The 24,171-nt window shown below is 59.1% G+C and carries 27 protein-coding genes, 1 tRNA gene, 1 other RNA gene and 1 pseudogene; 16 read left to right on the forward strand and 14 right to left on the reverse strand.

Annotation, left to right across the window (positions count from 1 at the left end):
* From HNO79_RS17285 to HNO79_RS12060, 5 genes and pseudogenes are all read left to right on the forward strand, one after another.
* Positions 1-103, forward strand: a pseudogene (locus HNO79_RS17285) (6-phosphogluconolactonase); the annotation flags it as partial.
* A 96-nt stretch (positions 104-199) separates the two neighbouring features.
* Entirely contained in the window at positions 200-904 is a 705-nt protein-coding gene (gene rpiA / locus HNO79_RS12045) for a ribose-5-phosphate isomerase RpiA (RefSeq protein ID WP_200410308.1), read from the forward strand.
* On the forward strand, positions 901-1,467 hold the full coding sequence (locus tag HNO79_RS12050) for a gluconokinase (RefSeq protein WP_010516104.1): 567 nt from the start codon (positions 901-903) through the stop codon (positions 1,465-1,467). The genes rpiA and HNO79_RS12050 overlap by 4 nt, the downstream gene beginning before the upstream one ends.
* Positions 1,468-1,947 (forward strand): low molecular weight protein-tyrosine-phosphatase, encoded by a 480-nt coding sequence (locus HNO79_RS12055; RefSeq protein ID WP_200410309.1) that lies wholly within the window; start codon positions 1,468-1,470, stop codon positions 1,945-1,947. It abuts the gene before it with no gap.
* The gene (locus HNO79_RS12060; RefSeq protein WP_214165304.1) at positions 1,944-2,762 is read left to right on the forward strand and encodes a fructosamine kinase family protein; all 819 of its coding nucleotides are present in this window, start codon (positions 1,944-1,946) and stop codon (positions 2,760-2,762) included. Before HNO79_RS12055 ends, HNO79_RS12060 begins: the two co-directional genes overlap by 4 nt.
* A gap of 96 nt (positions 2,763-2,858) precedes the next feature.
* Here the strand turns inward: HNO79_RS12060 and HNO79_RS12065 are convergent, their stop codons facing one another.
* From HNO79_RS12065 to HNO79_RS12080, 4 genes are all read right to left on the reverse strand, one after another.
* Positions 2,859-3,956, reverse strand: coding sequence for an NADH:flavin oxidoreductase/NADH oxidase (locus tag HNO79_RS12065; RefSeq protein WP_214165305.1), 1,098 nt, complete (start codon positions 3,954-3,956; stop codon positions 2,859-2,861).
* Between the two features lie 152 nt (positions 3,957-4,108).
* Positions 4,109-4,185, reverse strand: a tRNA-Asp gene (locus tag HNO79_RS12070).
* Between the two features lie 138 nt (positions 4,186-4,323).
* The gene (locus HNO79_RS12075) at positions 4,324-4,851 is read right to left on the reverse strand and encodes a carboxymuconolactone decarboxylase family protein (RefSeq protein WP_110507489.1); all 528 of its coding nucleotides are present in this window, start codon (positions 4,849-4,851) and stop codon (positions 4,324-4,326) included.
* A 130-nt stretch (positions 4,852-4,981) separates the two neighbouring features.
* Entirely contained in the window at positions 4,982-5,524 is a 543-nt protein-coding gene (locus HNO79_RS12080; RefSeq protein WP_010516099.1) for a peroxiredoxin, read from the reverse strand.
* A gap of 126 nt (positions 5,525-5,650) precedes the next feature.
* On the opposite strand from HNO79_RS12080, the gene HNO79_RS12085 reads away from it, so the two are divergent.
* The 3 genes from HNO79_RS12085 (at position 5,651) to HNO79_RS12095 (ending at position 7,521) form a co-directional block, all read left to right on the forward strand.
* A complete protein-coding gene (locus tag HNO79_RS12085) occupies positions 5,651-6,589 on the forward strand; it encodes a hydrogen peroxide-inducible genes activator (protein ID WP_029329710.1) in 939 nt (312 codons plus the stop codon).
* 94 nt (positions 6,590-6,683) lie between these two features.
* Complete coding sequence (gene ykgO, locus HNO79_RS12090; protein ID WP_003617324.1) at positions 6,684-6,809, forward strand: type B 50S ribosomal protein L36; 126 nt, start codon at positions 6,684-6,686, stop codon at positions 6,807-6,809.
* Between the two features lie 109 nt (positions 6,810-6,918).
* Positions 6,919-7,521, forward strand: coding sequence for a tetratricopeptide repeat protein (locus tag HNO79_RS12095; RefSeq protein ID WP_244987532.1), 603 nt, complete (start codon positions 6,919-6,921; stop codon positions 7,519-7,521).
* Between the two features lie 671 nt (positions 7,522-8,192).
* Here HNO79_RS12095 and HNO79_RS12100 read toward each other — a convergent pair.
* The 6 genes from HNO79_RS12100 to HNO79_RS12125 all read right to left on the reverse strand — a co-directional run bounded on the left by HNO79_RS12100 (position 8,193) and on the right by HNO79_RS12125 (position 13,776).
* Positions 8,193-9,155 (reverse strand): peptidoglycan -binding protein, encoded by a 963-nt coding sequence (locus HNO79_RS12100; RefSeq protein WP_010516096.1) that lies wholly within the window; start codon positions 9,153-9,155, stop codon positions 8,193-8,195.
* A 27-nt stretch (positions 9,156-9,182) separates the two neighbouring features.
* Positions 9,183-10,229, reverse strand: a complete 1,047-nt coding sequence (locus HNO79_RS12105) for a flagellar motor protein MotA (protein WP_200410314.1) — start codon at positions 10,227-10,229, stop codon at positions 9,183-9,185.
* Positions 10,230-10,241: 12 nt separating this feature from the next.
* Positions 10,242-11,054, reverse strand: a complete 813-nt coding sequence (locus tag HNO79_RS12110; protein WP_214165306.1) for an OmpA family protein — start codon at positions 11,052-11,054, stop codon at positions 10,242-10,244.
* 73 nt (positions 11,055-11,127) lie between these two features.
* On the reverse strand, positions 11,128-11,949 hold the full coding sequence (locus HNO79_RS12115; RefSeq protein WP_029329708.1) for an inositol monophosphatase family protein: 822 nt from the start codon (positions 11,947-11,949) through the stop codon (positions 11,128-11,130).
* A gap of 105 nt (positions 11,950-12,054) precedes the next feature.
* Positions 12,055-12,621, reverse strand: coding sequence for an elongation factor P (efp, locus tag HNO79_RS12120; RefSeq protein WP_010516092.1), 567 nt, complete (start codon positions 12,619-12,621; stop codon positions 12,055-12,057).
* Between the two features lie 96 nt (positions 12,622-12,717).
* Positions 12,718-13,776 (reverse strand): lysine-2,3-aminomutase-like protein, encoded by a 1,059-nt coding sequence (locus HNO79_RS12125; protein ID WP_214165307.1) that lies wholly within the window; start codon positions 13,774-13,776, stop codon positions 12,718-12,720.
* A 50-nt stretch (positions 13,777-13,826) separates the two neighbouring features.
* On the opposite strand from HNO79_RS12125, the gene epmA reads away from it, so the two are divergent.
* Entirely contained in the window at positions 13,827-14,846 is a 1,020-nt protein-coding gene (gene epmA, locus HNO79_RS12130) for an EF-P lysine aminoacylase EpmA (RefSeq protein ID WP_048856987.1), read from the forward strand.
* Between the two features lie 92 nt (positions 14,847-14,938).
* Here epmA and thiE read toward each other — a convergent pair whose 3' ends face one another.
* The gene (thiE, locus tag HNO79_RS12135; protein WP_048856986.1) at positions 14,939-15,574 is read right to left on the reverse strand and encodes a thiamine phosphate synthase; all 636 of its coding nucleotides are present in this window, start codon (positions 15,572-15,574) and stop codon (positions 14,939-14,941) included.
* A gap of 213 nt (positions 15,575-15,787) precedes the next feature.
* On the reverse strand, positions 15,788-16,213 hold the full coding sequence (locus HNO79_RS12140) for a hypothetical protein (protein WP_244987533.1): 426 nt from the start codon (positions 16,211-16,213) through the stop codon (positions 15,788-15,790).
* A gap of 56 nt (positions 16,214-16,269) precedes the next feature.
* Here HNO79_RS12140 and HNO79_RS12145 point away from each other — a divergent pair, with 56 nt between their 5' ends.
* From HNO79_RS12145 to HNO79_RS12170, 6 genes are all read left to right on the forward strand, one after another.
* Positions 16,270-16,542 carry a hypothetical protein gene (locus HNO79_RS12145; protein WP_214165309.1) on the forward strand — a complete coding sequence of 91 codons (273 nt, stop codon included), beginning with the start codon at positions 16,270-16,272 and terminating at the stop codon, positions 16,540-16,542.
* A gap of 5 nt (positions 16,543-16,547) precedes the next feature.
* The gene (locus HNO79_RS12150; RefSeq protein ID WP_010516086.1) at positions 16,548-16,889 is read left to right on the forward strand and encodes a cell division protein ZapA; all 342 of its coding nucleotides are present in this window, start codon (positions 16,548-16,550) and stop codon (positions 16,887-16,889) included.
* Between the two features lie 9 nt (positions 16,890-16,898).
* A non-coding RNA gene (ssrS, locus tag HNO79_RS12155) (6S RNA) lies at positions 16,899-17,057 on the forward strand.
* Positions 17,058-17,066: 9 nt separating this feature from the next.
* The gene (locus HNO79_RS12160) at positions 17,067-17,678 is read left to right on the forward strand and encodes a 5-formyltetrahydrofolate cyclo-ligase (protein WP_214165310.1); all 612 of its coding nucleotides are present in this window, start codon (positions 17,067-17,069) and stop codon (positions 17,676-17,678) included.
* 14 nt (positions 17,679-17,692) lie between these two features.
* The gene (locus tag HNO79_RS12165; protein ID WP_010516084.1) at positions 17,693-18,508 is read left to right on the forward strand and encodes a TIGR00282 family metallophosphoesterase; all 816 of its coding nucleotides are present in this window, start codon (positions 17,693-17,695) and stop codon (positions 18,506-18,508) included.
* Positions 18,509-18,690: 182 nt separating this feature from the next.
* Complete coding sequence (locus HNO79_RS12170) at positions 18,691-19,824, forward strand: tetratricopeptide repeat protein (protein WP_214165311.1); 1,134 nt, start codon at positions 18,691-18,693, stop codon at positions 19,822-19,824.
* Between the two features lie 293 nt (positions 19,825-20,117).
* On the opposite strand, the gene HNO79_RS12175 is transcribed toward HNO79_RS12170, so the two are convergent.
* Together HNO79_RS12175 and HNO79_RS12180 are read right to left on the reverse strand one after the other, a co-directional pair.
* Positions 20,118-21,431 (reverse strand): hypothetical protein, encoded by a 1,314-nt coding sequence (locus tag HNO79_RS12175; RefSeq protein WP_214165312.1) that lies wholly within the window; start codon positions 21,429-21,431, stop codon positions 20,118-20,120.
* Positions 21,428-22,261, reverse strand: a complete 834-nt coding sequence (locus tag HNO79_RS12180; RefSeq protein ID WP_200410325.1) for an NAD-dependent epimerase/dehydratase family protein — start codon at positions 22,259-22,261, stop codon at positions 21,428-21,430. The genes HNO79_RS12175 and HNO79_RS12180 overlap by 4 nt, the downstream gene beginning before the upstream one ends.
* Before the next feature lie 660 nt (positions 22,262-22,921).
* Here HNO79_RS12180 and HNO79_RS12185 point away from each other — a divergent pair.
* A complete protein-coding gene (locus tag HNO79_RS12185; protein WP_214165313.1) occupies positions 22,922-23,998 on the forward strand; it encodes an acyltransferase family protein in 1,077 nt (358 codons plus the stop codon).
* Positions 23,999-24,171: the final 173 nt, after the last annotated feature.

The raw sequence follows: 24,171 nt of genomic DNA on the forward strand, positions 1-24,171 counted from the left end.
CTTTGCGAAGGTACGCGCCGGTGACCCGGCGGAACCCGCCAGCCACATCACGACCGAAGGCGAACTCATCTGGCTTATGGACAAGGCGGCGGCGGGACAATAAGTGCCTGAGTGTCGTGTCTGTATGATACGGATGACGGTTCAATAAAAACGACGGGACACCCGGCAGCGGGATGCCCCGCAGGAGAGGAAACAGCGCATGTCCACCCATAATACGGACCCCAGGGCAGAACTGAAGCGCAAGGCGGCGATCGAAGCTGCCGACATGGTCAGGGAAGGCATGGTGGTCGGGCTTGGCTCCGGCAGTACGTCGGCCTTCATGATCGAGGAACTTGGCCGCCGCTGGGCGGAGGGGCTGCGTTTTTCCGCCATTCCCACGTCCGAACGCTCGGCCGAGCAGGCGCGTTCGCATGGCATCAGGCTGGTGACGTTCGCAACCCACCCACAGATCGACATCGATATCGATGGCGCGGATGAGGTCGAGCGCGGGTCGCTCAACCTGATCAAGGGGCTGGGCGGTGCGCTGTTCCGTGAAAAGATCGTGGCGGCGGCGTCACGCAAATTCGTGGTCGTGGTGGATGACAGCAAGCTGGTTGACCGGCTGGGCGCGCGCGTGCCCGTGCCGGTCGAGGTCTCGACATTCGGCTGGACCTCCACCGCCCGGCAGATCGAGGCACTGGGCGCGCGCATCACCCAGCGGCTGGATCGCAGTGGCAACGTATTCGTGACCGATGGGGGGAACATGATCCTGGACTGTCATTTCGGCGAAATTGCCGATTCCGCGAAGTTGCAGGCCCAGCTTGCGCCGATCGTGGGCGTGATCGAGACAGGGCTGTTCATTGGCCGCACGTCCGAAGTGATCGTAGCGACCGCCGGTGGCCTGCAGAGGCTGGTTGCGGCATGACCGGGCCGGGCCTGCAGGATCAGGGCATCCGGCCGCTGGTTCTGGTCATCATGGGGGTGTCGGGCTGCGGCAAGACCACGCTGGCGGAAGGGCTGCACAACCTGCTTGGCTGGCCCTATCAGGAAGGTGACCTGCTGCATCCCCGCGCCAATGTGGAAAAGATGGCGGCGGGCATTCCCCTGACCGATGCGGACCGCCTGCCGTGGCTGCAGGAATGTCATAAATGGCTGCTGGACCGTATTGCGTCGGGGCAGGGGGGGATCCTGACCTGTTCGGCGCTGAAGCGTTCATACCGTGACCTGCTGCGCGCGGACGGGGCGGCGGACGTGGTGTTCGTCTATCTGCAGATTCCCGAGGATGTGCTGGCCGAACGCCTGCAGCGTCGACGCGGGCACTACATGCCGCCCAGTCTGCTGCCCAGTCAGCTTTCCACGCTGGAACCGCCCACGGCTGACGAACATCCGGTTGTCGTGCATCTGGAAGAAACTCCTGCCGACCTGATTGCCGAGACCATCGGTCTGCTGCGGCAGAGATTTCCCGAACGTACCCACGAAAGGGGCTGAATGACCGATACGGCACCTGCGGTCCTGTTTGTCTGCATGGGGAATATCTGTCGCTCGCCCCTGGCGGAGGCCGCGTTCCGCGCGGCCGCCCGTCAGGCCGGGCTGCAGGTTACGGTCGATTCGGCGGGGACGGGCGACTGGCATGCAGGCGCGCCACCCGACCGTCGTGCCTGCGCCGTTGCCCGCAGGCATGGCATCGACATCACCCATTACCGTGCCCGCGTGGTCACGGCAGACGATTTCGACCGTTTTACCCACATCATTGCCTTGGATCATGCGAACCTCAGGCACCTGCTGGACATGCAGCCGGCAGGCAGCCGGGCGCGGGTCTCGCTGCTGCTTGACCATGTGCCGGGGCGGACGGGCCATGCCGTGGCCGACCCGTATTATGGCGATGCCAGCGGGTTCGACACCACATGGCGTGATGTTGCGGCAGGGGCGGCAGCACTGGTGGACAGGCTGCGGCGCGACGGGTCGTGACGCGCCTTGCCCGGCATGGCGCGGCCCTTCTGGGCGCGGGGTTATGGAACTGGCACCCCCTGCCCGGCGGCGACGTGGCGCAGGTGCTGCTGGTCTATCTCAATGACGGGCGCAAGGTTGTCGTCAAGAATGGGCCTGACCCGGTGGCGGAAGCCGACATGCTGCGTGCCCTTGGGCTGACGGGTGCGCCGGTGCCTGACGTGCTGGCCGTGGATGAGGACGCGCTGGTGCTGCAGTATCTGCCTGCCGATGGCCGGTTGTCGCGCTGCTGGAGTGATCTGGCGCGTGTGATCGCCCTTGCGCACACGGGGCGTCCCGAGGGTGGCATGATGCGTTACGGCTGGTCAGGCGGGTATGCCGTTGGCGCGGTGAAGGTGTGCAATGACTGGACGGAAACATGGCCTGATTTCTGGGCGCAGCGCCGGATCGGTGTGCATCTGGACCATGTGCCCATCGACCTTGCCCGCCAGCTTGAAACCCTGCTGCGCTGCCTGCCGGACCTGCTGCCTGCGACGCCTGAGCCCTGCCTGCTGCATGGAGATCTATGGGGTGGCAACGTGCTGGTGTCAGGCCAGCATGTGACAGGGCTGATTGATCCGTGCTGCTATTATGGCCATGCCGAGGTGGATCTTGCCACGCTGGGTGTGTTCAACCAGCCGCCTGCGGGATTTTACACCCGTTACGGCGTGCCTGAGCGCGGGCATGAGGTCCGTTTTGCCATCTACCGTCTGTGGATCGCGCTGGTGCACCTGCGTCTGTTTGGTGTGACCTATCGGCCCATGGTGGCGCAGTATTTGAATGATGCCGGATTTTAATTAAAGACGTTTTTGGTGAAGCTTTTTTCAAAAAGCTTCAGGGAACGCCGCCTTTATTTAAAAAGACGGCACCCGAGAACTTTTCTCATTCATCAATCAGGCGGAGCGATAGCGCGCCAGCCAGTGGGCATAGGGGGCAGGTAGCACCCATGCCGCATCCTCGCGGCCCAGCGCGCGTGCCGCCGCGTATGGCCAGTGCGGGTTTTCAAGGAACGGGCGACCGATCATCGCCACGTCGATCTTTTCCCCGCGCACCAGTCCGTCAATGGCAGGGGCGGTGCCCAGATACCAGCTTGTCGCCACCGGCAGGCCGGTTTCGCGCCGCACGCGCTGCGCGACCGGGGCCATGAAGGACGGCCCCCATGGGATCTTCGCCGTGGGCGTGGAAAAGCCGATGCTGACATCAAGGAAGTCCAGACCCGATTCGCGAAAGACCTTCGCAACGGCAATGGCCTCCTGCACTGTCTGTTCGTCATGGCCATCAAATTCGATTACGCCAAGACGGGCGCTCAGGGGGCGGTCTTCGGGCCAGACGGTGCGGACATCACGCAGGGTTTCCACCAGGAAGCGCGCGCGGTTTTCAAGGCTGCCGCCGTAACTGTCGTCACGCTGGTTGGAATGGGGGGACAGGAAGCTCTGCCCCAGATAGCCATGGGCGAAATGCAGCATGAGCCAGCCAAACCCTACGTCACGCGCACGCACGGCCGCGGCTACGAAATCCTGCCGCACGCGAATGATGTCCGCCATCGTCATGGCGCGCGGAACCTTGGGCAGGTTCGCGCCAAAGGCAATGGCGGAAGGGGATATGGTGTCCCATCCACGTGGGTCATCGGCGGCGATGTGGTCGTCGCCTTCCCACGGGCGGTTGGCGCTGGCCTTGCGGCCCGCATGGGCGATCTGGATGCCGGGCACGGCCCCGGCGTCGCGTATGGCGTGCACAAGCGGGCGGAAGGCTGCGGCCTGCGTGTCATTCCACAGACCAAGGCAGCCGGGGGTTATCCGCCCTTCGGGCGAGACGGCGGTAGCTTCCACCACAACCAGTCCGCTGCCGCCACGGGCAAGGGCGGGATAATGCACGGTGTGCCAGTCATTCACCACGCCATCGTGAGCCATGTACTGGCACATGGGGGATACGGCGATTCGGTTGCGCAGGGTCACGCCCCTGAGCGTATAGGGGGTAAAGAGATCAGTCATGGCCGTTACTCCGTCAGACGGGAATCCGGTCACAGACTGGGCATGTCGGGGGCATGACGCAATGCGCACGGGCATGCTGAAACGACAGGACAGGTTTCAGCAGGAACTGCCCCATGTAACAGATTTATATGGAAAATGGAGGCACCGAAGAATGGCGCGAGTGACGGGGCTCGAACCCGCGACCTCCGGCGTGACAGGCCGGCGCTCTAACCAACTGAGCTACACCCGCATCCGTTACTGCCCCGTGGGGCTGCAACCGTTCGGTGAAAGGGCAAATAACAGGCTGGCCCGGTCATGGCAACAGGGCAGGCGAAAAAAAACGCCATGACATTCATGTTCATGGCGTTTTGTGGGGGGTGAAGGCAGATCAGGCGGGGATTTCCACGCCATCAAGCGTCACGGCCACGCCATGCACGGTTGCGGCAACGCGCACGGCGGCCTGGATCTGTTCGGACGTGATGCCCGCTTCGCGCAGCTGGCGCTCGTGGCTTTCCATGCACAGGCCACACCCGTTGATGGCGGAGACCGCCATGGCCCATAGTTCAAAGTCCGCCTTGTCCACGCCGGGATTGGCAATGACGTTCATGCGCAGGCGTGCGGGCATCTTCTCATAATCCCCACCGACCAGGTGCACGAAGCGGTAATAGACATTGTTCATGCCCATGATGGCGGCTGCCGCCCGCGCGGCCTGCAGGGCCTCCGGTGACAGCTTGGGGCCATATTCCGCCACCAGCGCGTGTGTGACCGCCGGATTGCGTGATGCGATGGCGGAGGCAATGAACGTGCCGCCAAGCTGCTGGGGTGTCAGCACGAAGTCATTGGCAAGGGAGCCGAGATTCAGCTTCAGGTCCTTGGCGTAATCGGGCAGGGCGGCCTTGAGGGAGTCGATGGACATGGACGGGTTCCGTATAATGTCGTGGGGAAAAGGGTGATCACCACCTGTCCCGGTCCCTGCATGTGGGGCAGGGACCGGGACAGGCGGCGTGGACGCCCCGCATGGTGGCAGGGCGTCCGGTCATGCGGGATCAGGCCTTGATGAAGGCGTCGCCCTTTTTCCAGTTGCACGGGCACAGCTCGTCGCTCTGCAGGCCGTCAAGGATACGCAGGATTTCCTGCGGGTTGCGGCCAACCGACAGGTCATTGACGCTGACATGGCGGATGATGCCCTGCGGGTCCACGATGAAGGTGGCGCGTAGCGCGGCACCTGCCTGCTGGGCCATCACGCCGCAGCTTTCGATCAGCTCGCGCTTGATGTCCGACAGCATGGGGATTTCGAGGTTCTTCAGCTCGGCATGGTTCAGGCGCCAGTTCAGGTGCACGAACGCGCTGTCGATCGACACGCCATAAACCACCGCGTCACGGTCCTTGAACTCACCGGCCAGCTTGCCGAAAGCCACGATTTCGGTGGGGCAGACGAAGGTGAAGTCCAGCGGCCAGAAGAAGACGACCTTCCACTTGCCTTCGTTGGATTCGTCCGTGATCTGGACGAAATCGCCCTTCAGTCCTTCGGGACCGCCGGGAACGGCGCTCAGGTTAAAGGCGGGAAACTTGTCACCGACTGTCAGCATCAGGGTGATCTCCTGTTGGGGTTGTATATGGCCGGGACGGACACGCCGCCCCGCGGGCTGTATCTATGCCGGGGCGGATGCTATCACGCTATTGAATAATTTACATATGCATGATCGGAATGATCGATGCTTCCAATGCCTTCCGCGCAGCAGCTGCGCTATCTTGTCACCCTTGCCGAACTGCGTCATTTCGGTCGGGCCGCCAGGGCATGCGCGGTGACGCAGTCCACGCTTTCCGCCGGGATACTGGCCCTTGAACGCCAGATGGATGTCAGGCTGCTTGACCGTGACGTGGGCAAGAAGGTCGTCTTCACCCCGTTGGGGGATAAGGTGGTCGTGCGCGCCCGCGCGGCGCTGGAGGCGTTGCAGGGCGTGCTGGACGTGGCCGTGGCGTCGCGTGAACCGATGAGCGGCCTGCTGCGTCTTGGTGTCATTCCCACCATCGGCCCCTTTGTCATGCCCGCGCTGGTCCGCAGGCTGCCCGAAGCCTATCCGCAGCTGCGCCTGTCCCTGAACGAGGACATGACCCATAACGTGATGGAAAAGCTGGCGGCAGGACGGCTGGACCTCGTGCTGCTGGCCATGCCGTGTGACTGCGCCGATAGCGAGACATTGCCCCTGTGGCGCGATCCCTTCCTGCTGGTCATGCCGCGCGGGCATGCGCTGGCGCGCCTGCCGGAGGTGCCGGTGCGCAGCATCGCGCATGAACGCATGATCCTGCTGGAGGACGGGCACTGCCTGCGTGAGCAGACGCTGGCGCTGTGCCGGCAGGCCCGAAGCTGGGGGCAGCCCGAAGACGAGGCCGAATGCACCGTCAGTTCCCTGTACACCATGGTGGAAATGGTCGCGGCGGGCATGGGCCTTGCGCTGCTGCCCCGGCTTGCGGTCGATTCCCCGCTGCTGGCGGGGCAGGACCTGGTGGTGCGGCCCGTGACCGGAGCGCAGGCATGGCGCACCATCGGGCTGGCCTGGCGGCCACGTTCGCCCCGCACTGCCGATTTCCAGACCATCGCCCCGTTTTTCGTGCCGGATTCGATCACGGATACGAATTTGGCCGGGAAATGACCCCAGAATCCGGCCCAAGAGTTGACTCTTGGCGCAGGCAAGGGTATTCGGGCGCCTCTTTGGCGGTCTTCCGCCGCTAATCGAGGGTCGGATCATGAAAATCAGAAACAGCCTGAAGTCGGCCAAGGTTCGGGACAAGGACTGCCGTGTGGTCCGTCGCCGTGGCAAGGTCTATGTCATCAACAAGAAGAACCCCCGCATGAAGGCCCGTCAGGGCTGATTGCCGGACGGCCTTGACCGTCAGGTTCTTCTTTGAACAGCCGCAAAGCTGCGCAGGCAGGTTTTTAAAGACCTGTTTTCGCGGCTTTTCGTGCGTACCCCTGATTTTTTTGGCAACCCTGCTGGGCCATGGCCCAGAGGCCCGTGCCGCCCTGCCGTCACACGGGGTGGACCAGCACGCAGGCCCCGCTGCCGCAGGCATCCATGCCCATGACAGGGACAAGGCGGACGCTGAACCTTCGCTGGTGGATCTGGAAACTGAACTGGCGCATGCGGCCAACGTCCGTGGTGCGCGTGACCTGCTGGTCCGGATCGAACGGATACGGCAGAAGGATCTTGCCCCCACCACCAATCTGCTGCTCAAGCGCGCACAGGATGACCTTGACGCCCAGCGCCCGCTGGATGCGGTACAGGACATGGATGATGCCCTGCTGTTGCAACCGGATGAGGAGGTGCTGTGGCGTAACCGCGCACAGGCCCGTCTTGCCGCGGCGAACCCCGATGGCGCGGTTGCCGACCTTGGCGTGGCGCTGCACCATGACGGGCGCGACGTGACGGCGTGGAAAATCCTTGAAGAGACCGAAGAACAGCGTGGCGACTGGCAGGCTGCGTGGAAGGCGTGGCAGCACGTGCTGCAGCTTGATCCGACAACACCCGATGCCGATCATGAAACACAGCGTTTGCGCCTGAAAGCCTTCGGACAGCCGACCTGATCAAGGGATCAGGGTGGATGATACCGATGGCATCTGTCCGGGCGCGAGCGCCACGATGATGAATGCAGGCACGATCCATGCCTATGGCCCGACGGATGATAGCCATGATGGTGTCGGGTTCAGGTAATCCCGACCGGCACTGTCATCAACGGGAGCACGGAGCCGGTCGATGCCTGGCTGAAATCGGAATGGCCGGCCCCGGATAGCTAGGTGAACGGCCCGGGGACACAGGTATCCAGCGAAAAAACTGCCTGAAATTCTGGTCTTTTCTGAAAATATCGTTTTCCACAAAGCCGTGGCCGGTGATGGAGTGGAGGCAACGCTCCATTACCAGCTTGCCGGCCATCAGGATGTGCGTGCTGTCGTCAACGCGCCTGACGATCGCGGTTCCTGATCATGTGGGCTACGTGTTCTCATGGACAGCAGAGCGCGGCATATGATGCGGGCCTGATCGGCCAGCCTGTCAGAGAAGGAGCCGTTGGATCAATACACCGATTCGCTGCATCGGTGCGATCCTGTCATGGCAGGTGCGGTTGATCCCGTCACGCTTTGCCATGATCTTCATGCTTCCGGACAATGTTACCGTTATGGCGCGTCCATCGTTGGTCCTGGCTGGAATGCATCCTTCCACTTCGGTGGAAAGATGCACGTCAGCGGGGACAGATGGATATCTAGCGATCTGTCAGGCGGAATTCGATGCGCCGGTTACGTGCCAGCGCATCGGGGGTCGTGCCATGGTCCAGTGGCTGGTAATCGGAAAAGCCGGTTGCGGCCAGATGGTGCGGGTCGATCCCTTCGGCAATCAGCAGCTTGACCACCGTAATGGCGCGGGCGGATGACAGTTCCCAGTTACTGGGGAACGCAGTGTGGATGGGCTGGCGGTCGGCATGGCCATCCACACGCAGGATCCACGGCACATCCGGCGGGATCTGTGCTGCGACCTGACGCAGGGTTTTGGCCAGAATCCTGATTTCCTGCACCCCTTCCGGCGACAGTTCGGCGCTGCCGACGGGGAACAGCACCTCGCTTTGGAATACGAAGCGGTCCCCGACAATCTGCACGCCCTTATGGTCCTGCATCACGCTGCGCAGGCGACCAAAGAATTCGGAACGGTACTGCTGCAGTTGCTCGACCTTTTTCGCCAGCGCCACATTCAGTTGCATGCCCAGGTTGCTGATTTTCTGGTCGCGGTCATGCACTTCGTTTTCGGTGACTTCCAGCGCCTCGCTAATGGCGCCAAGCTGCGTACGAAGCTGCGCCACCTGGTCATCCAGCGCGGTGGCATGGGCCTGCGCACTGTCGCGTTCGCTGGTCTGCTGATTCAGCTGTGCGGTCAGTGATGTTGCGGTGGCCACGTCAGCGTCATGCGCCTTGTGCAGGCTGGCGACCTCGCCCTGTAGGGCGGTGGTATGGCTGCGTTCAAGGGACAGCATCTGCCCCAGCTTCGCCACCTCACGCTCAAGCTGGTCAAGAGCCTGCTGGCGCTTGTTCAGCGTGACGGACAGGAAGGCCTGCCCCAGCACGAACACAAGCAGTACGAATATGATGACCATAAGCAGTGTTGACAGTGCATCAACATAGCCGGGCCATGCATTCAGTTCGGAACGGATCGAGCGACGGGAACGACGCGCCATGGGATGAACCTCGGCCTTGGAATACGGTCAGGAAGCGGAGTGGTTCGTTCCGGGGGCGCTTGCGGCAATGGTGCGCGCAAGCAGGCGCAGGTCGTTGCGTATATCGGTTGCGATCTGCTCCCGTCCCGCCGCGGATTCCTGCACCAGCCGGGCCAGCAGGGATTCGATGCCCTGCAGGTGTTCTTCCCCCCGGCTGTCCGCCAGTTGCGCCAGACGGTCATTCAGCGCGGTCAGCAGGCGCTGTTCCTGCGTGCGGGTTTCCTCGCTGCGGGCCAGCAGCATCTGGAGTTTTTCCATGTTTTCGGCCGTGTGCTCCAGCAGCGCCTGCACATAGGCCGGAATGCTGGCGTCGTTGCCGCCGACCTGCAGGCCGCCCGCCGACAGGCGGGTGATGGTGGCCAGCCATTCTTCCAGTTCATTGAAAAAGCGCGTCTGCGCCTGTCCCGCCGTCAGGTCCAAAAACCCCAGCACCAGCGCGCCCGCCAGTCCGAACATGGAACCCGAAAACGCCGTGCCCATGCCGTGCAGCGGCCCCGCCAGCCCGGTCTTGAGCTGGTCGAACATGACGGTGGTGTCCCCGCTGCCTACCGACATGTTGCCGATCACGTCGGCAATGGAGCCAACCGTCAGCAGCAGGCCATAGAACGTGCCCAGCAGGCCAAGGAAGATCAGAAGCCCCGTCAGGTAACGCGACAGTTCGCGGCCTTCATCCAGGCGCGCGGACAGGCTGTCCAGCAGCGACTGCATGACCGGGGCCGACAGGGTCAGCCTGCGCCCCTTGTCATGGGTGGCCAGCATGGATGCCATGGGGGCCAGCAGGCGTGGCGGCGGCGGCGCGGTCAGCCCTTCACGCGGGTGACGCAGGATATTGACCCAGCGTACTTCCGGTATCAGCCGCAGGATCATGGAAATGTTCCACCCGATGCCCAGCAGCAGGATGCCGATGATCAGGCCGTCAAGGTAGGGATTGTTACAGAAGGCCTGATACAGGGTGGAGGAAAGCAGGGCTGCGACAACCCCGACAGCCAGAAGGAACAGCAGAACCCGTACAAGATAGGTCGTCGGTCGTGTCACGCAGTGGTTTCCTTAACGTGAAGGTGAGCCTGTAGAATTTGAGGCCACCACACCCGAACGGGTGACGTCAATACAATCCGCGCCCGCGCCATGGGCATTTTCATCCGGCAGGCCCACTGCCCGGACATAGATGCGCGTGGGGGCGATCCCCGCATGCAGCAGCACCGAACGCGCCGCAAGCCCGCGCGACAGCGCAACACGGCGGGGCGTGGACGGATCATCGGCGCGGCCTTCGCCGTAGGCGGTGATGCTGATGTGCTGGTCAGGCAGCTTCTGCATGACTGTGGCAAATGTTTGCAGCGCCGCGATCATGCGGGAATTCATGTCCGCCGCCTGCGTGGTGAAGTGCAGGCGCGTGCCGCCGGTAATCCGTTCCGCCCGCCCACGGGCCTGCGGGTCGGCCTTGACTTCGGGCGGCATGGGGAAGGGATGGGTCGGCACATGCAGTTCCGGCGGCCGCAGCACGGGATTGTCGGGTGGCTTTGTGGCAACCGGCGGCAGGGATGCAATGGCGGCGGGTGACGCAATGGCCGTGGCGGGTGCGTGGCTGCCGGGAATATCACCGCCCCCCCTGCTGGCGGTGCCGCTGCCTGCGCTGTTGTCCGGACCGGCTGTCGTGGTGCCGGAAGGGGAGGCGGACATGCTGCCGCCATCGGGCAGAATGGCCGGGCGTCGTGGCGTGCCCAGCGCGTCAAGCGCATTCCGGCTGGTCGTGACCTGTGCGTTTGCAGCCGTGCCGGATAAGGACAGGCCGGCTGCGGCAGCACCCAGCATGATCAGCCCATGCAGGGACCGGGGGTGGAAAAGGGGGGATATGTATCGCATCGTGCCCGGCAGGCTACCGGGCGACGGGCGGGGGTGCAATCGGCAAACCGATCCGCCGCCCGTCCGGCTGGCATCAGTCGATGCTGCTGGCCACCAGTTCGCGCAGCGGACCATGAAGCTGCGGGTTGCCCGCTACCGCATCAATGGATGCGCCAAGGTCGTTCAGGTCAATGCCATGGGGATCGGTGGCGTAGCCGCCTGCTTCGCGCACCAGCAGGATGCCGGCGGCGCAGTCCCACGGCTTGATGCCCATTTCCCAGTACCCGTCATAACGTCCCGCCGCGACCCATGCGAGGTCGAGGGCCGCCGCGCCGAATCGGCGGATACCGGCTACCTGCGGCATGAGCGCGCCCAGCGTGCGCGCAAAGGACAGGCGGTTGCGGGCCGATACTTTGGCGAACGGGATGCCGGTGGCGAACAGCGCCTCGTTCATTGAACGGCGGGCGGAAACACGCAGGCGGCGGTCATTGAGGAACGCGCCAACACCCTTTTCCGCCCAGAACATTTCATTGGCGGCGGGGTTGTACACTAGTCCGGCCACGATTTCGATCGTGCCATCGGGCAGGCGGCGCTGCAGGCCGATGGAAATGGCCCAGTGCGGGATGCCATGCAGGAAGTTGGTCGTGCCGTCCAGCGGGTCGACCACCCACCGCCACGTCCATCCCTCGTTTCCCGAAGCGCCGCTTTCTTCCATCAGGAAGGCATAGCCGGGACGCGCACGGGCCAGTTCTTCGCGGATGGCGGTTTCGGCCCGCAGGTCGGCCTGCGAAACGAAATCGCCAGGGCCCTTGATGCTGACCTGAAGCTGCTCGACTTCATTGAAGTCACGCAGAAGACGGCGTGCAGCCTTCTGGGCAGCGTTCTGCATCACCGTCATATGGGGAGAGAGTCGCATTGCCACGGTGATCGGTCCTGTCTGGTTCGTGCGGTGGAACGGAGGGTTGGGGGTGAAAAGACCGGCCCGGACCGGGGTGGGGACACCCCGGCGGCCGGTGGGGGATCAGGACTTGGCGCGCTCGACGTAGGTGCTGTCTTCGGTGCGGACCACGATGCGCTCGCCCGCTTCGATGAAGGGGGGTACCATGGTCTTTACACCGTTGGACAGGCGGGCGGGCTTGTAGGACGAGCTTGCGGTCTGGCCCTTCACCACGGGATCGGCCTCGACCACTTCCAGCGTGACCTGCGCGGGCAGGACGACGCCAACCGGGTCACCTTCGACAAGGTTCAGCACCAGCGTCATGTTGTCCTGCAGGAACGGGGCCTGGTCACCAAGCAGGTCCAGCGGCAGCAGCAGCTGTTCGAACGTCTCGGGGTCCATCAGCACGATGTTGTCGCCGTCCATGTAGGAGTAGGTGTATTCCTTCTCCTCGGTCATCAGGCGCTCAACGGTATCGGCGGTACGCCAGCGTTCGTTGGTTTTGTTGCCGGTCTTGAGGTCGCGCATCTCCACCTGGATGAAGGCGCCACCCTTGCCCGGGGTGATGATCTGCTGCTTCAGGACCGTCCAGCGACGGCCGTCGTGCTCAATAACCTGTCCGGCGCGGATCAGGTTTGCCTGCTGCTTCATGGTGGTCCCTGTCTGGTTGTGGGAAGTATGGCGGTTCGGCTTCTAGCGCCCCGCGCGCGGAAGGGCAAGGTTGCGGGCTGTCTTTTCGCCCGTGTTTTACCCGCGTTCGCGCGCTAGGCGGTAGATCGTGCCATCGGGCGCCGTCACGTGCAGGTATCCGTCCGGACCCGTCTGCAGGTAGTCGGGCGCGATCGGCACCTTGCCATGGCCACCGGGAATATCAAGCACATAGGTCGGCCATGCAATACCCGTCACCCGCCCGCGCAGGGCGGCCAGAAGGCGCTGTCCCTCGCGGATGGGCACGTGAAAGCGCGCGGTTCCGGGGGCGGGGTCAAGCTGATGCAGGTAATAGGGACGGATGCGGGTGGCCACCTGTGCGCGCAGCAGGGCCTCGAGTGCTTCGGGCGTGTCATTCACGCCGCGCAGCAGTACCGACTGGCCCAGCACGGGAATGGCGCGGACCTGCACGCGGCGGATGGCGGCGCGGGCGGCGGGTGTCAGTTCGCGGGCGTGGTTGACATGCGCCACCAGCCACATGGACCGCGTGGTTTCAAGTGCCGCCGCCATGTCGTCATTCAGGCGGTCGGGATCGGCCACCGGCACGCGGGAATGGATGCGGATGGTGTGGATATGGTCCATCCCCTCCAGCGCCGTCATGATTGCGCGCATGCGGCGGGGCGAGAGCATGAGCGGGTCGCCCCCGGTCATCACGACTTCATGAATGTCCGTATGTGTCCGCAGCCAGTCCAGTGCGCGGGCCAGCGCCGCATCATCCAGCACGCCGCCGCCGGGGCCGACATGTTCACGCCGGAAGCAGAACCGGCAGTACAGCGGGCAGACCAGCAGCGGCTTGAGCAGCGCGCGGTCGGCATAGCGGTGCACGATTCCCGGCACGGGGGACAGGGCGTCATCACCAATCGGGTCGGGGTCTTCGGTCGGGTCCGTCCGGCATTCCGCCGGATCGGGTATGACCTGCCGCCCGATCGGGTCATCGGGGGTTTCGATCAGGTCGGCAAAGGCGGGGGGGATGGCGGTGGCGTACTGCCGGGCGACCTGTTCCAGCCCCGGCACCTGTGCCGGGGTCACCAGTCCTGCATCCAGCAGGTCCGTGACAGAGCGCAGCGTGCGCATGGGGGGATTGACCGGAGGTGCCATGCCGGGGCTGTACTGCGCCCGCCCGCCCGCTGCAACCGGAGATCCCGCCCATGCCCGATTCTGTCGTCCCGCACCCCGATTCCGCCCGCATTGCCGACCGGCTGCCGTTTCTGCTGCGGCGTAATCTCGTGCTGCGGGGTGTTCGGGCATTTTTTGATGCGCGGGGATATGTGGAGGTTGAAACGCCCTATGCCGTGCCGACTCCGGGTGAGGAAGTCCATCTGAAGGTCTTCAGCACCGAACGTGCAGGCGCGGATGGCACGCGCCAGCCGCTATGGCTGCACACCAGCCCGGAATTCGCCATGAAGCGGATCGTGGCGGCCACCGGCCTGCCGGTGTATCAGCTGGCCCGCGTCTGGCGGAATGCGGAGGGCAGCCGGTTGCACGCGCATGAATTCACCATGCTGGAATGGTATCGCCCCGCCGCCACGCTGGACGCGCTGATGGACGAGACGGAAACCCTGCTGCGTGGTGTCCTGCCGCCTGTTGTGCGGGCGGGCGGGGATGAAATTGGCATTGCCGCCCCCTTTGAACGGTTGCGTGTCGCTGATGCATTCCATCGCTATGCCGGCGTGGACATTCTGGCGACACAGGGGGATGCTGCGGCCCTGGCCCGGGCCGCGGATTGTGACCTGCGGCGAGGCGAGACGTGGGAAGACCTGTTCTTCCGTCTGATGATGGCGCGGATCGAACCGCATATCGGCCGGATACGGCCCACCTTCCTGACGCACTGGCCCGCCAGTCAGGCGGCCCTGGCCCGTCGTGACCCGGCGGACCCCAGGGTCGCGCTGCGTTTTGAACTGTATGCGGGCGGGATCGAACTGGCCAATGCATTCGAGGAACTGACCGACAGTACCGAGCAGCGCCAGCGGTTCGAGGCCGATCGCGCGCGGCGTCGGGCGCTTTACCCCGGTGAAGCGGGACTGGACTGGCCGATGGATGAAGCCTTCCTGTCTGCACTCGATACCCTGCCGCCATGCGCGGGCATTGCCCTTGGCTTTGACCGGCTGGTGATGCTGGCGGCTGGTACCGGCCGGATCAGCGATGTGCAGTGGATGGGCGAAGGCTGAAGATTGGGAAACTGGCGAAGCTTTTTTCAAAATGCTTCACCGGATGCCGCCTTTCTTGAAAACAGGCGGCACTCAAAACTTTCACCGATTTTTCAATCGGTTTCAGCAGCTGCAATCGCCGCGTTCATGGCCTGCACGCCTGCCCCCGGCCCATCGGGATGGGCCCACACGGCACTGATGACCGACAGGAAATCCGCCCCCGCGCGCACCAGCGTGCCGCAATTATCGGGGGTGATGCCGCCAATGGCGACCACGGGCAGTTCGATCATGCTGCTCCACCATGTCAGCAGGGCCGGGTCGGCGCGGACTTCGGTTTCCTTGGACGGGGAGGGAAAGAATGCGCCGAACGCCACGTAATCAGCCCCGGCTTCCCCCGCGCGCAGGGCCATGTCGCGGCTGTCGTAGCATGAGACGCCCAGTTGCAGTTCATCGCCCAGTATGCGCCGGGCCGTGACCACATCCGCATCTTCCATGCCCACATGCGCCCCGTCGCACCCGCAGGAGACGGCAAGGTCGGGCCGGTCGTTCATGATGAAGGCCACGTCACGCGCATGGGCCACGGGCTGCAGCACGTCCACCGCGCGGCGGATCGTGTCGTCATCCACGTTTTTCAGGCGCAGCTGCACGGCGGCAACCGGCCCGGCGTCCAGCGCTTCGGCCAGACGGGGGGCGAAGGCCGCCGGATCAAGGGATTCGGGGGTGATGAGGTAAAGCTGGCAATCGGTCATGTCGGACTGATCCTATGTCACCATCGGGGTGGGGAACAGCCCCCGCATGCATCTGCGCCCGCCAGTATGTCCCTGGCGGAGGTCTAACAAAAATCGATCCGCAGACCATAGGGAAGTTCCTGATAAAGCTTTTTTCAAAAAGCTTGGAGGAGCACCGCATTTTTGGGAACCGGCCGCACCCGAGAACTTTTATCGTTCTCTATCAATCGGTTGTTACCGAATAATCCTCCTGTCATCGCGCAGGTAGCGCTCCAGTGCTTCCATGGCCCCGCGGGGCGGCAGGTCCAGCGCATCGGGGCGCTGGTCCATCACATGGCCGCCCGTGGCCCGCGCCAGAGATGCAAGGGCGTGGTGCTGTGCCGGGGCGACGCGCGCAATGACGTTGCGCAGCCCCGCGCGCAGGGCGGTGGCGGCATATCCTGCCGCCTGACCGCAATCCAGCACATTCGGCAGCGGGCAGCCGGCCACCAGTGCTGTCCACCATGCCACCCCCATGACGCATCCGGCACCGGGTGGGGAAACCACGGCACAGTTTGCGCGTAACGATGCCGTCACGGTCATGACCAGCCCCAGGTCGTGTGCGCAGGTAATGGTGACGAAAGGGCCGGGGAGCATAGAATGGTCATGTTTGTCGATCATGCTTGACGTTGAAACCGCACCGCGCGATCAGTTCAAGGGGAGGAACGAGGGAAAGGATGAACGTGTCGGATATTATCATGCCACCGGGGCAGGAAGTTGCCCCCGCCCCCGCTCCCCCGATTGATGGGAAGGACCCGGCGGATCGTCTTGAACTGGCCCTCAACCGTATTGCGTTTGCCCTTGATCGCCGTGCGGAACTGGCGTCCATCGCCGCGCCAGCAGCCGCCCCGGCCGTGGATGTGCAGGCGCTGGCGGCCAATATTGATGCCCTGATTGCCCGCGTGCGTGACGTACTGGGCGAAGACGACGCTGACAGCGGGAAGGAATAACGGCCATGAGCCAGGTGACCGTGCGCATCAACGGCTTTTCCTATGCCGTGGGGTGCAAGGAAGGGCAGGAAAAGCACCTGCAGGCCATGGCGCAGGAAGTGGAGCGGCGGATCGACCGTATCCGCGAACTGGGCGGCCATAGCGGGGAGGGACGCCTGCTGGCGCTTGCGGCCCTGCTTATGGCTGATGAGATCCATGACCTGACGGCAGAAAAAATGTCTTCCGACACAGCCCACCAGCTGGCGAAGGGCCGTCAGGCGTGTCTCGAGAATGAACGCCGCCGCGAGCAGCTTGCGCATCTGGTCGAACGTGCGGAAAGCATTGCAGCCGCGATGGAAGAAGACTAGATTACAGGGGCGGGGCTGCCGGGTGCGTCAGGCATGATTCAACCCCTGGGCCGATAAGCACTTCCTAGGGAGCTGGCACTGTCGTGATCGTGGTCACGTTATCTGGCGCCCACCTGCGTCAGCAGGTCCGGGAGGGCTGATCCGACCAACGGCCATGGCGGCTCCGTATATGTTTTCATGACATCTCTTGATCCCGAGTCGTGGCCTGTCACACGCGCCAAACAGGCCCTGCGTCACCAGATGGCGCGCAACCGGCAGGCTTTTGCAACCAGTCCCATCCGCGCCAGCGTGGAGGACGCCCTGTGTCACCGCATGGTACGCGGCCTGCGTGGCATGAGCGGGGCGGGGGACTGTATCGCCCTTGTCTGGCCACTGCCGGGGGAAAGTGACCTGCGCCCGGTCATGCAGGCCCTGCATGCGGACGGGCTGTGCATAGCCCTGCCGGAAACGCCGCCGCGGGGCCAGCCGCTGGTTTTTCGTCGCTGGCAGCCCGACTGCGCATTGCAGTCGGGGCGTTATGGCACCTTTCATCCCGATGGTCCGCCCATGCAGCCTGATATCGTATGCGTGCCGCTGCTGGCGTTTGACCGGCGCGGCATGCGGCTGGGTTATGGCGGGGGATATTATGACCGCACGCTGGCGCGCCTGCCGCGTGCGCGGGCGGTAGGGTTTGGCCTGTCCTTTCAGGAAGTGACATGTATTCCGACCGGCCTGTATGATGTGGCATTGCCCGCGATCGTGACCGAACGTGAATGGATCCGGTGTCGTGGCGACGGGCGTACACGGTAAAAAAGGCTGTTTTCTTGAGAATACTGTTTCTGGGTGACATTGTCGGGCGCGTGGGGCGCGAGGCCGTTATTTCCCGCCTGCCGACCCTGCGGCGCGACCTTGCACTCGATCTTGTGGTGGTGAACGGGGAAAATGCCAGCCATGGTTTCGGCCTGTCGCCCGCCATCGGACGCGACCTGCTGGAAGCGGGGGCTGATGTCATTACACTGGGGAACCATAGCTGGGACCGTCGCGACCTGATCGGCCATATCGGCAGCGAACCCCGCATCATCCGCCCCGCCAACTATCCGCCCGGCACGCCGGGGCAGGGCAGTGTGGTCGTGGAACTGGTGGATGGCCGCAAGGCGCTGGTTGTCAGCATCATGGGCCGACAGTTCATGGATGCGATGGATGACCCTTTCCGCTCCGTTACAGATATCCTGTCGCGTCACCGGCTGGGTGTGACCATGCATGCAGCCGTGGTAGATGTTCATGCCGAAGCCACGAGTGAGAAATGGGCCATGGGCCATTTCCTTGATGGACGGGTGTCGCTGGTGATCGGAACCCATACCCATACGCCCACGGCGGACCATCGTATCCTGTCTGGAGGGACCGCGTTCCAGACCGATGCAGGCATGTGTGGCGATTATGACAGCGTGATCGGCATGGGCAAGGAGGCGGCCATTGCGCGCTTCGTGCGTAAGATGCCTGGTGACCGCCTGCAACCTGCTGAAGGCGATGCCAGCATCGCGGGCATGATGGTCGAAACTGATGATGCTACCGGCCTTGCCCGCCGCATGGCCCCAGTGCGGCAGGGCGGCCATCTGGCACCAACACTGCCGGATTTCTGATCTGTTGACCGGACGCATGCAGGGTGAGCCGGTAATCGGGGGTGGTATCGGGATTTGATGGCCCGGTACCATCTGGTGGTGTATACATTTAAACAGGTTGTGATAACTTAAATATTAAATAAAATAATTACTTATATAAGTGAAATTTAAAATTAATTAAAAATAGACTAGGTCGCATTGTGGTGCATGATACCATATATAGTTCTGAAAAAATTCTCCTGAAAACGGCCTGCGGGTTCTCAAACGACAGTCTGGTCATAACATTTACCGGATATATGGATCAGTTTTTACCTGAATCGGAAGGATTTGGGGAATTCTTTTTCGCAAAAAATGGCATTGATGCCATTCACGTCATATCCAAGAGTAATGAATGGTATCAATATGGAGAAATGAAAGATATTATAAATATAATATTAAAATACAAATCTTCTTATAGGAATGTATTTGCATACGGGATCAGCATGGGAGCCTATGCAGCCATACGATATGGGAATGTCCTGGACGCAATCGTTATTGCCATGTCCCCGCAATATTCTATCAATCCATCCGTCATGCCTGGGGAGACGAGATGGTTGCGGGAAGCCCACAGAATATTTTTTACAGAAGAGGAAAGCGTAATAAAAAATCCTCACAAGACTATAGTATTCTATGACCCGCTTCAATATTCTGATGCCCGGCACGTCGATAGGATCGCAAAAGACATAGATATATGTCGTGTTCCTATTCCATATTCTGGTCATTTCGTAGCGGCTTATTTATATTATATCGGAATTATTTCAAAAACGTTACTTGATATTATAAATTTTAAATTCAACATTAACGAATTTATGAGAGAAATACATTCTATAGAAAAACCGGCCAGGTATTATAGCGAAATTTCCCATTCCATTATGAAGGTCGATCCGTACACAGCCCTTTCGTTTGCTCAGAAAGCACTCGAGATGACACGGGATGATTCATCATATCTATATCATCTGTCGACACTCTACAGGAGGACTGGAGATCTAAGAAATGCTGAATATTTCATAAAGAAAGCAATTGAGTGTTCAGGTTCAAGCCTTCATTACAAGAGATATCTTTCTCTGATCCTTATCGACGAAGGACGATTTGATGAATGCCGGGAACTGGTAAAAACGATGATTCGTATAAATGGTCAGGAAGGTGAGTATTACTACTTGATGGCGCTATGTCATGCATATGAAGGGAATATCTCTGCTGCGATTGAAAACGGGAAGAAATCTGTTTCTCTGAATCCAAAATATAAAAATACATTAGATAAATTAATCCGGGCAAGCGGCAACAGGTTCTTTTTTTAAAATATATGGCGGTTGTAAAACTGAAAAGATCTCGATTCATACGTTCTGTTATGAATGGATTTTTTCACATAAACAAATATACAAGGATCGATAAGCTGTTTTGTCGTGCCAGAGGCCAAAGCTTTCCAAAATTGCCCTCTATTACCCGGACAATGCATTCCGATCGTCCGGCCGCTTAGGCTGTGCTGGTTATGTGGCCTCGTATGGGAAATAGGTCTGCGAGTGCACCATTCGTGGTTTCCGCATATGTGCTGTCCCCGGAAGGACTTGCCGGAAATAAAAACAGGCTTCCGTTATTGTTCCGATTGTTTTTTTACAAGGTAGCGCGCTGTTGCCATGGCTGTCAGGGTATGTGGACGCAGGCCGATTGTCGGCAGTATTGACGCATCGGAACACAGGACATGACCGTCCGACCATCGTCGCAGAAGGGTGTTGACCGGGATATCCCGCCCGTCATCCAATGTCATGCGCAGGTTGTGGTAATGAAACCCAAGCCCACCCGGTGTGCGATTATGACGCCATACCTTCCCACCAAGGGATGAGACTGCGGCTATCGTTTGGCACAGGCCATCGTCTGTCGATGCATCGTCCAGATGACTGGAATAGCGGGTGCCTGTTGCATCCAGCACGATGCGGCTGAAACTGCGCATTGTCCAGATTTGCACTGGCTGGAGCCTCGAGGCCAGAGACGGGGACCGGACTCCACGCAGAAACGGAGAAACCAGGTTGATGGCAGACCCCAGCACCAGATTCAGTTCCGTGCTGCCCATATCGTAAATCGAGGCGAAAACGTCGCAATGGCTGCTTTCGATCCGTTCCAGGGTATAGGCATTAAAATGGCGACCCGGTCGTGCGCGCAGAAGGTGCCTGAGACCGGAGGCATAGGCCATGTAAGGGGCATGGTCCCTAAATGATGCACCACGCAGGGTATCGATTGAATTCAGTACGAGTTGCGCGGTGCCGATAACACCGGCCGCCAGCCAGATTTTCCGGCCGGTCACGCGCGACCCGTCCGAAAGATGAACGGACCATTCCCCTGTTTCCGTCCGGCTGAGTCGGGTGGCGCGGCATGCGACACATGTGTAATTCTTCATGGCCTGGTCAATGGCGAACCGCATCGCATCAAGACCTGCCGCAGCATTGTCGGCGGTTCCGTTCAGAAGTCGCGGCTCATGCAGAATGAAGCCTTCAGGCAGATGGGTCGGGCCAGGAAACGGGGTTCCATCTGTAAGACAGAACAGGGCTTCCATAGTCGAACATTCATCAATATAGGCCTGATAATTGGTGAACAGGTCTGCACCATAAGGGTCACCGCGCCCATAACGAACGAACTGCTGCCCCCAGTAATTTGCCAGCCCCCCTGTTATTGCAGTTGCATACAGGGTCCTGTGTTTGCCTTCTGTCGGTTCGATACGATCTGCTACGCCCGGATGCTGGCCGCTTTCAAGGGAGACTACGCGGATCTTGGGGTGAACATCGCTGGGTGACGGCAGGGCGGGTTCCGAACCGGTAATGATGGCGACCGACAGGTTGGCAGGCAGCGCCGATAATGTCGCAAGAGCGCATGGACCCGCGCCGACGACAATCACATCAAAGCACGTTGTCATGCCATCATCCCTGTAAAATCCCTGAGTGTCATCCCAAGGTGATCGAGTGATGGACCCGTCTCCATCGCGCGGAGCGCAAGGAGGCCATCAATCCGTTCCAGTATGGAAGGGGTCGGGTGGAGGAGCATGTCCACACCTTTTCCTGCCAGACGAATGATCTGCTCTGGCACGGGGATGCATACAGGTGCGCGCCGGGCCGATCTGGCGGCAATTGCGCGTACCGTTTGCGTGAATGTCAGTGGCTCGGTCCGTCCCAGATTGTATTTGTGGTCCGGCGTTGTGTGCCGTGCGATCCGGGCCAGGGCCTCGGCCAGTTCTTCGACATCGATCGGTTGAATGTTGGGTGGAGCATTCGGTGTCGGGATGACAGGCTGGCGGGCTAGTTTTTCCAGCACCCCGAACACGCTTCCACCAGTACCTGAATAAACGAGGCCGGGTCGGACGATAATTTCATCCTTACCCGTCACAAGCCCCTCGATCGCCCATTTGCTGCGCCCGTAATCGTTTACGGCGCCCGGTCCGGCGGACTGGCTGGAGATGAAAATGAAGCGACCGCGTTTGCCCTGCTGCCTGAGTTGACGATGCTGTTCCAGAAGGCATGCCGTGCCGGTGTAATCGAGATCGGCCATTGCATCGCGGTCAGAACCGGCTTTCAGCACGCTGCAGGCAAGATGGATGATCACATCAGCCTGATCGCAGGCTGCGGGGAGGGGGTGCCCCAGGCGCCATTCTGTCGAATTAGGAGCAAGCACTGTAGAGCCGTTTTCGGTCAGGTATCTGCAGACATAATGACCAATAAAGCCATGTGCGCCTGTAACAGCATAGATCACGAGAATGCCAATCTTTTATATTAATCTGTATTTTATTATGGTTATGTATATCTGATTGAATAAGATTTTGAAAACCAGACAACATTTTTATAAATTTCATACGCTTGCCTGACCGTGCCTGCCTGGTTCGCGGATTACCTTTCTTAAGAAATTCATATGGAATATTGATAAATCTGGATTTTCTTATTTGTGCATATATCCAGATATGTCTCAGTTTTCTCCTATCATTCGGTCTTTATCGTTATGTCTACTAATATACTACCCTTTGAAATTCAAAAACAGCCGGATGAATCTGCATTTGGGAATCATTGAATAATGCGGATTGATTGAAATTTCTTATTTGTTTTCATTCCATACCTTACGAAATTTCTATAAAAATATATAATAAATATATGTATTATTTTGAATAAAATACGAACACATTGATAATTTTTATCATGTAGAAATACACTTCAGAAGTTCATCAGGTTATGAATTTTGACAGGCAGGTTATCATGGAATTGAAAAACATAAGTCATGTCAATAGTGAATATACTTATACCTGATACGACCATGTGATTTACATTGAGTTTTTTCATTTTAAATTTTGACGTATTGCAATTATCTATTTCAGTTTCTAATAGACGATGCGATTGGAATTTGAATATGGATTGAGAAGTTATGAAAGGGCATATAAAGTATCTTGATGGAATTAGGGGCATTGCATCATTAAGTGTTGTTATATTCCATTTCTTTCATGAAGCGCTTGGAAGTTTTGTACCTGTTTTTAGAAGTAGGATTTTCTACACCATATTTGATGGGCATGAAGACGTCATGATATTCTTCATATTGTCGGGGGATGCTCTGAGCATATCATATTTAAGAAAGAAAATAGAAAAAACAATCGTTTACTCTTTTATAAAAAGGTATTTCAGACTTTTATTTGTTGTGTTTGTCTCGTCTTTCTCTGTTTATGTATTGATGAAGTTGCATATCGATCCATACAGGAAAGCCCAATACATTCTTGATAACAATTCGTGGGTGGGTGAAGGTCTGGATTTTCGTCCAAAATTTTACGATTTTCTACAGTATTCATTTGGCAAAGTATTTTTTGGAGACGCCCAAAATAAATACAATATATTTTTATGGACGATGCAGTACGAAATACTCGGATCTTTTTTGGTGATGCTTTTATGTATTTCTACGAAATATATGAAAGAACCGAAAGCCTATATACTTGCAACATCCATATGTCTTATCCTTTTCCAATCCTATGTAGGACTATTCATGTTTGGTTTATTTCTATCAATGATGAGGGCAGAAGGATTTTTTGATGGAGAAGGCGATATTACCAAGAACCTTCTTCTGGTATTATTTTTGATACTTCTTATATATATTCCAAATTTCATTCCAAGTATTACGAAAAAAGTCGATCCCGGTTATAATATATTGAAGTTTATTTCCTACCCATTGATTTTGCTGATTATATGCCAGTCAAAAATGATACAGGATTTCATTTCAAGAAAATTTTTCATATTTCTTGGGAAAATTTCTTTTTCTTTGTATGGAATACATTATGTGACATTGAAATTTCTGTTTTCTTATTCCGTTAATGAAATCGGACCTTATGAATATCCATTGATACTGTCAGCCATAATGTGTGTATTGATAACTATATATATTGCATACATCATGTCATGTTTTGAATCCAGATACATAAATTATGTTAACAGGGCGGCAAAACTCATTACAAACTAGGCGTATATTTATTGAAGGTAGAAAACAGTAGCAATCCACTAGTTCGTCTCTGGGGATGATATGCATCCTGAACAGATTGAGATGCATTCCTCAGAAAGTATGCGAACGCAATCACATCGAGATGTGGTCGTAGTGAATGGTGCCTGGATGTCTGAGGGCGTTGTCCTGCAGCA

The organism is Komagataeibacter oboediens, from assembly GCF_018491655.1.
Lineage (GTDB): Bacteria > Pseudomonadota > Alphaproteobacteria > Acetobacterales > Acetobacteraceae > Komagataeibacter > Komagataeibacter oboediens.